The following is a 6,705-nucleotide window of genomic DNA, read 5'->3' as shown; positions in this document are numbered from 1 at the left end:
CGCCGATGACCGCGAACCCCATGGGGATCTCGTAGCTGATCATCTGCGCGCAAGTCCTGAGGCTGCCCAGGACCGCGTATTTGCTGTTCGCGGCCCAGCCGCCGAAGATGACGCCATAGACCTCGATCCCGATCACCGCGAAGACGAAAAGGAGCGCCACGTTCATGTTGGAGACGTAGAGCGTGATCTCGGCGCCGAGGACCGAGACGCTTTCGCCGAAGGGGATCGCGACGAACACCACGAAGGGCGGGGCGAGCGCCAGGATCGGCGCCAGTTTGAACAGGAAGCGGTCGGCTTCGGCCGGGATGTGGTCCTCTTTGGTCAAGAGCTTGATGCCGTCCGCCACCGGCTGCAGCAGCCCGTGCCACCCCACGCGCATCGGCCCCATCCGCTGCTGGATGTGCCCGGCGATCTTGCGTTCCACCCAGGTCAGCGGCAAAGGCAGCAGCAGCAGGATCGCAATCAGCAACGCGACCTTGAAGGCGATCAGGCCAAGGGCGACGACAAGTTCCATAATCCGCGGCTACTTGTTCATCGGGTTGAGACTTACGATACTGAGCACTGCGCTTGTCCGGCTTCGCGGAACGACAGTCTGCCGGCGGCGACGACGCAACTTGTGCAATGGTATCACAGTCTTACCGTTGCTGGCCATGGTGTGTGTCGCTTGGCGCTCAAACGGGCCCGCACATCGAGCAATGGCACGCAATGACGGGACCAGATGGCCCCAGCGCCTAATACTGAACGCCTCCACAAACAGCCCCCTTCTTACCGTTCAACAACGGCATTCGGCACGAGACACATTCCTAAGGGCCAGAACGCAGGGCACTGAACCGCTTAATCGGTGCAGGTGACGCTCCCCCACTTAAAGGGCAATCCGAACGAGTTGCCGCCCGCCCGGCCAAAAAAGAGACCGACAACGCAGACGAGAAATGGGAAATCTCGGCAGCGCCATCGGTCCAACGGACCAAAGGCGAGGAGGGTTTGGTGCATTGTCAATGCTATCGGTCATTTCCTGACTGACGACCCGCTTCCTCAGCCGCGATGGGAACAAAAGCCGCGCTACAGCCCATGGACCCGTCAGAGCACAAAAAACCCGGTTGGCAAGCAGCACGATCCCGAGCTAACGATCTGACAGGCATCCCTACAGCAGAGGCCAACAGAAAGATGGTATCTCAGGACACTGCACGGCCCTGCGGCGATCGGCGGTGTTTCGGATACTGCGAGGTGCTCCGTCGCAGATTTGGATTTAAGCCATTTTGTGACGGTATTGTTGACGGTATTCGAAGGAACGCCAATTAGAATTCTATCTAATCAATAAGCTATGAGGGCAGTAGACAATCGAGTGGGAGTAAGGGGCAATCGGTCGGCGATAGCGCAGATTCGGCGCCCAGTTGGTCTCCGTTCGATGTTGGCTGCTCTTACGGCTCTCAGCTTCCTTCCAACGACTAGACTATCTCAAGCCCGGTCGGAGCCGGGCGTAAAGAGGCATTACCGTCGTGGGGGAGCTACGGCGTACTCTGGCGTGCAAATCGGCTGATTTGGTCTGCGCCAAAGCCGCTTGGCGAGTCCTGCTTGAGGTCTCGACATGACCCGCTCCGGACCTTTGTGTCGATTCGTCGGAGGGGCTGCAATGAAGTGGATAGCGGACTTGCAGGCAGGTAACCGCAAGGTCCCTGGTACCCCTGAAGGATGCATAATGCAGTCAGGCTGCTTGCCGTCCCATTTGCGGTCGCCGCCTGAGGCGGAAGACGCCTTCTGGCGCACCACCAACCTCCAACGGGGTTGATCCGGACCTGGTGCCGCGACATGTTTGGTGTGAGATCGGAGCGGCGTTTGCTTCAAAAAGCCGCCGCCTTTGTTCTCGACGTCGTGGGCCAGGAGAGGTTCATGAGTGCTCTAGCCCAGTGCCGAGCGTTGCTGGCCGCGTTTCTCGCGAGTTTCGCCGCCTTCGTTTCGACATCGGCGCCCGCCCAGGACCGCGCAGCCGAGCGTGCGGCCATGATCGAGACGATAAAGGGACACGCCCGCTCCGCGGCATACAGAATCGATCCGGCGGTGCTCAAGACAATGGGCACCGTGCCGCGCGACCGTTTCGTACCCGAGGCGCAGCGCGGCGCGGCCTATCATGACCGGCCCCTGCCGATCGGGCACGGTCAGACGATCTCGCAGCCCTTTATCGTCGCGCTTATGACCGACCTGATCAATGCCCGGCCTGGCGACACCGTCCTCGAGATCGGCACCGGCTCGGGCTATCAGGCAGCCGTCCTGTCGCCCCTCGCCGCCAAGGTTTACTCGATCGAAATTATCCCGGAACTGGGCAAGAGGGCAGCGGCACGACTTGCGGTGCCCCGCTTCGACAACGTTCAGGTGAAGGTGGACGACGGCTATTACGGCTGGCCTGAGCACGCGCCCTTCGACGGCATCGTAGTGACCGCGGCTGCCAGCCACATCCCGCCGCCGCTTGTCGAGCAGCTCGCTGAAGGAGGTCGGATGGTCATCCCCGTGGGAGGCCCCTTTGCAACCCAGTTTCTCATGCTCGTCGAGAAGCGACTAGGCGGAGGCATCACGACCCGGCAGCTGCTGCCGGTGAGCTTCGTTCCGCTGCGGGGAGGTCCCTCCCGGTGAGAGCGGGCCGCATGCTACCAGTCGGTCTCATTTCGGCAGCGGTTCTCGGTTACGAATTGCTGCTGATGCGATTGTTTTCGATCGTTCAATGGCACCATTTTGCCTACATGATCATCAGCATCGCGCTCTTGGGCTTCGGTGCGAGCGGTACGTTCATTGCGCTCGCCCAGCGCTGGCTAGTGGAGCGGTACCCGGCTGCTTTCGCGGCGTCGGCAGCGCTGTTCGGCATGACCGCCGTAGCCAGCTTCGCCATCGCCGAACGTCTGCCGTTCAACGCGCTCGAGATCATCTGGGATCCGCGGCAGCTCGGTTGGCTCGCGGCCAGCTATGCGCTTCTGATCCTGCCGTTCTTCTTTGGCGCGACCTGCGTCGGCCTTGCTTTCTGCCGCCATCCCGGACAGATCGGACGCGTTTACGCCTTCGACTTGGCCGGCGCAGGGATCGGTGCGCTGGGTATCGTCGGGCTCCTGTTCCTGGTCTTCCCATCTACGGCGCTGCGTTTCGTTGCAGCACTGGCATTCGCGGCGGCTGCCCTTGCCGCGTTCGGCATGGTCCGCCATCGGTGGCTCGCAGCGGGCGGCCTTGGATTGGCAGCGGCGTTCGTTGCAGTATCGCTACCGCCGTCCTGGGTGGCCCCCGAGCCGCATATGTCGCAGTATAAGGGCCTCCGCATGGCCCTGGAGGTTCCGAACGCGCGGGTGATCGAGGAGCGGTCGAGCCCGCTCGGGTTGCTGACGGTTGTCGAGAGTCCGACCGTCCCCTTCCGTTACGCGCCTGGCCTCAGCCTAGCCAACACCCAAGAGCCGCCTGCGCAACTCGCCGTCTTCACCGATGGCGACAGTATTGCGGCGATTACCGCCTATGGAGGCGATCCGGCGAAGGTCGCCTATCTCGACCGGACAACGGCGGCGCTGCCGTACCGCATCCTCGAGCGGCCGCGGGTACTAATCCTCGGCGCCGGGGGCGGCGAGCAGGTGCTGCTGGCGCTGCGCGCCGGGGCCGATACGGTGGATGCGGTAGAGGTCAACCCGCAAATGATCGACTTGGCTCGGAATCGCTTCGCCGACTTCGCTGGCGGTATCTTCAGCCGACCGAACCTGCGCTTGCATTTGGCCGAGGCGCGCGCCTTCGCTGCGACTGCCGGCGAGCCCTACGATCTGATCCAGATGCCGCTCCTTGACTCCTTCAGCGCGGCCGCGGCCGGCGTGCAGAGCTTGCATGAAAATTACACCTATACCGTGGAGGCAATGCGGGATTACCTAGCGATTCTCAGACCAGATGGTGTCGTCGCTATCACACGATGGCTGCGAGTGCCGCCGCGTGACAGCCTTAAGCTGTTGGCCACCGCCATAGCAGCGCTCAAGGCGGAAGGCGTGGCCGAGCCGGGCCGGCACCTGGCGCTGATCCGGAGCTGGAATACCGCTACTTTGCTCGTCGCCAAGTCGCCCTTCAAAGGCGAAGACATTGCGGCCATTCGCAGCTTCGCGGCCGAGAACTTCTTCGACATCTCTTGGGTGCCAGGCATCTCCGCGAGCGATGTGAACCACTTCAACCAGCTCGATCAGGAATATCTCTACGAGGGAGCCCTCGCCCTCCTCGGCCCTGAGTGCGCCGACTTCATCGAGCGCTACAAGTTCGCCATCGCACCGGCCACCGACAACCGGCCCTATTTCTTCGACTTCTTCCGCTGGCGCGCCCTGCCCGAACTCCTAGCCCTGCGCACCCAGGGCGGGGCAGCGATGCTCGACTGGAGCTACCTGATCCTCGTGACGACTCTGGTCCAGGCTGCCATCCTCAGCGCCGTCCTGATTCTCCTGCCGCTATGGATTCGCAGACACGCGCTCGGGAAAGCTTTGCACCGGCTGCGCTTCGGGCTCTACTTCCTTGCCTTGGGGCTAGCCTTCCTCTTCATCGAAATCGCCTTCATCCAGCGCTTTGTGCTGTTCCTCGGTCATCCGTTCTACGCTGTCGCTGTCGTGCTTGCGGGCTTCCTCGCCTTCGCCGGTCTCGGTAGCGCCGTTGCCGCACGCTGGGCAGCGGCTGTCGGGCGCGGATCGGCGGTGCGCGGCATCGCCCTCGCTGTCGGGGTTATCGCGGTCCTGGCTGCCACCTACCTTCTCGCGCTACCCTCAGTATTCGAAAGGCTGCTGGCGTTCCCGGACGCCGCGAAGATCGCCATCGCGCTCCTTCTCATAGCGCCGCTCGCTCTTTTTATGGGCATGCCGTTTCCCCTCGGCCTCGGGCATGTCGGCGCGCGTTCGGAAACATTCATTCCCTGGGCGTGGGGAATCAACGGCTGTGCGTCCGTGCTGAGCGCGATTCTCGCCACGCTGCTTGCAATGCATATCGGGTTCTCCGGCGTCGTGATGATCGCCATGGTCCTTTATCTTGTCGCCCCAGCCTTGCTTGCAAATCGGTTCCGAACCACGATCCCTTTCCGGTCGTGAGGTTCTTCGCGCCTAACCGGGGCGCCATCGACGATCTCCGCACTTGACCCCGAATTGGTTGCCGAGGTGCTCGCCCTCGTCCCGACGGCATAACGCTGGTCACTCAATGCAATGCGTTTCGCCAGCCGCGCCGTCCTTCATACCTGAAGGCCGCATCCACGAGATCGGCCCGTCCGGCAAGGTCTTCGCCAGCTCTAACACGCCCGGGCGCCGCCCACTTCCTCGGCGCCAATTAATCCGGTTCACTCAAGCAGGGCAGGGCTTGACCCAATCCAGTTGTTGCTCGATTTCGACCTCAATATCGCAACAGGTGGCGGAAGCGGATCTTGACCGGGCTGGATGCGTGTCGTCTATTTGGCCCGCTCGATACGCTGAGCCTGGCGCTACCTTCCCGGCAGGCTCAAAACAAGGGTGGGGCCTATTCGGAGCTCGCCACGGGTGCGACCAGCGGCGTGATGCGGCGGATCGCGACGCGCCGGTTCTCGCGTTCGGGCTCCTGGGTTTCAACCTTCAGGTACTGCTCGCCATAGCCCTGCGTCTCCATGTTCTCGGGCGCTATGTCGAAGACGTTGGTCAGCGCGGTCGCCACCGCCTCGGCCCGCTGGTCCGACAGCGCCAGGTTCGCCACCTCCGCCCCGACCGCATCGGTGTGACCCTCGATCAGGAAGGTCTCGCCCGGGTTCTCCTTGAGCAGGCGCTGCATGGCCTCGGCGACGCCTTCGAGCTTGCCGATCTCGCTCTCCGGGATCTGGGCCGAGCCGAACTCGAAATTGATGATATCGAGATCGATGCGCCTGACCTTGTCGCGGATGCGCGCCGAACGCCGGACCTCGTCAAGCGAGTAGGTGCGCTCCACCAGCTCGACCGGCGGCTGGTCGAGGAATGTATAGTAGTCTTCGGGGTCCTCAACCCATTCCGCGTCCAGTATGTAGTCGCGAACCGGAATGTCGAGGTCGAGGGGCGGCAGGTCGAGGCCGGGATCGCGCCATTCCAGCACCTCGTCGTAATAGTCGTCTTCGACATAGACGAGGACGATCTCGCGATCGTCGGGCAGGATCTTCACACGGCGGACGACATCTCCCCAGCGGTTGCGGATCGTGACGATCCGCGTCCCGTCGGGACGGACCACAACCTCGCGCTGCCGGCTGCGCGGCAGTTCCTCGTAGTAGACCTCGCGCGCGTCGATGATGAAGCGCTCCTCGCGAGGCCGCTCGATGAAATAGGTGTTGTCGGTTCGGAAGATGAAGCGGTTGTTGACCTCGCGCACGAGTTCCGCGCCCTGCGGAACCTCGGGACGCTCCCTGCGCGGGCGTTCGATGCGGCGGCCTTCCTCGGAGATGACGGAGCCGATTTGCACTGGATCTCTCGAGGCTCGCGCCTGCGCCGCGGCGTCGCTTTCGGGCAGCCGCTCGGCCCTGGCCCGAGCGGGCTGATCCGGCTCGGCGCCGCCCGGCTTGCGCCTCACCGGCTTTTCCTTGGCGCTGTCGAAGAGCCTGGCGGCGTTTTCGGGACGACGCATCGCCGCTTCGCGCTCCTTGCGCCGCTTCACGCGCTCCTCGGTGATCGCCGGCTCGGGTTCGGCGTTGCGCTGTCTGGCGGCTTCGCGCTCTTTGCGCCGCTTCTGGCGTTCCTC

General features: G+C 63.2%; 4 protein-coding genes. 2 read left to right on the top strand and 2 right to left on the bottom strand.

Annotated elements, in window-relative coordinates; genetic code table 11:
- A partial coding sequence (locus tag EOA86_RS16555; RefSeq protein WP_206630043.1) for an NADH-quinone oxidoreductase subunit H occupies positions 1-514 on the bottom strand: 514 nt, incomplete at its 3' end.
- Positions 515-1,833: 1,319 nt separating this feature from the next.
- Here EOA86_RS16555 and EOA86_RS16550 point away from each other — a divergent pair.
- Positions 1,834-2,625: a protein-L-isoaspartate(D-aspartate) O-methyltransferase gene (locus EOA86_RS16550; protein ID WP_245497292.1), complete on the top strand. Its 792-nt coding sequence runs from the start codon at positions 1,834-1,836 to the stop codon at positions 2,623-2,625.
- Positions 2,626-2,636: 11 nt separating this feature from the next.
- Complete coding sequence (locus tag EOA86_RS16545) at positions 2,637-5,072, top strand: SAM-dependent methyltransferase (protein ID WP_164891783.1); 2,436 nt, start codon at positions 2,637-2,639, stop codon at positions 5,070-5,072.
- Positions 5,073-5,490: 418 nt separating this feature from the next.
- Here the strand turns inward: EOA86_RS16545 and EOA86_RS16540 are convergent.
- Positions 5,491-6,705, bottom strand: a 1,215-nt coding sequence (locus tag EOA86_RS16540) for an OmpA family protein (RefSeq protein ID WP_245497291.1), incomplete at its 5' end; no start/stop codon positions are given.

This window comes from Mesorhizobium sp. M5C.F.Ca.IN.020.32.2.1 (assembly GCF_004023105.1).
Lineage (GTDB): Bacteria > Pseudomonadota > Alphaproteobacteria > Rhizobiales > Rhizobiaceae > Mesorhizobium > Mesorhizobium wenxiniae.
This window is presented reverse-complemented; position numbering and strand designations above follow the sequence as displayed.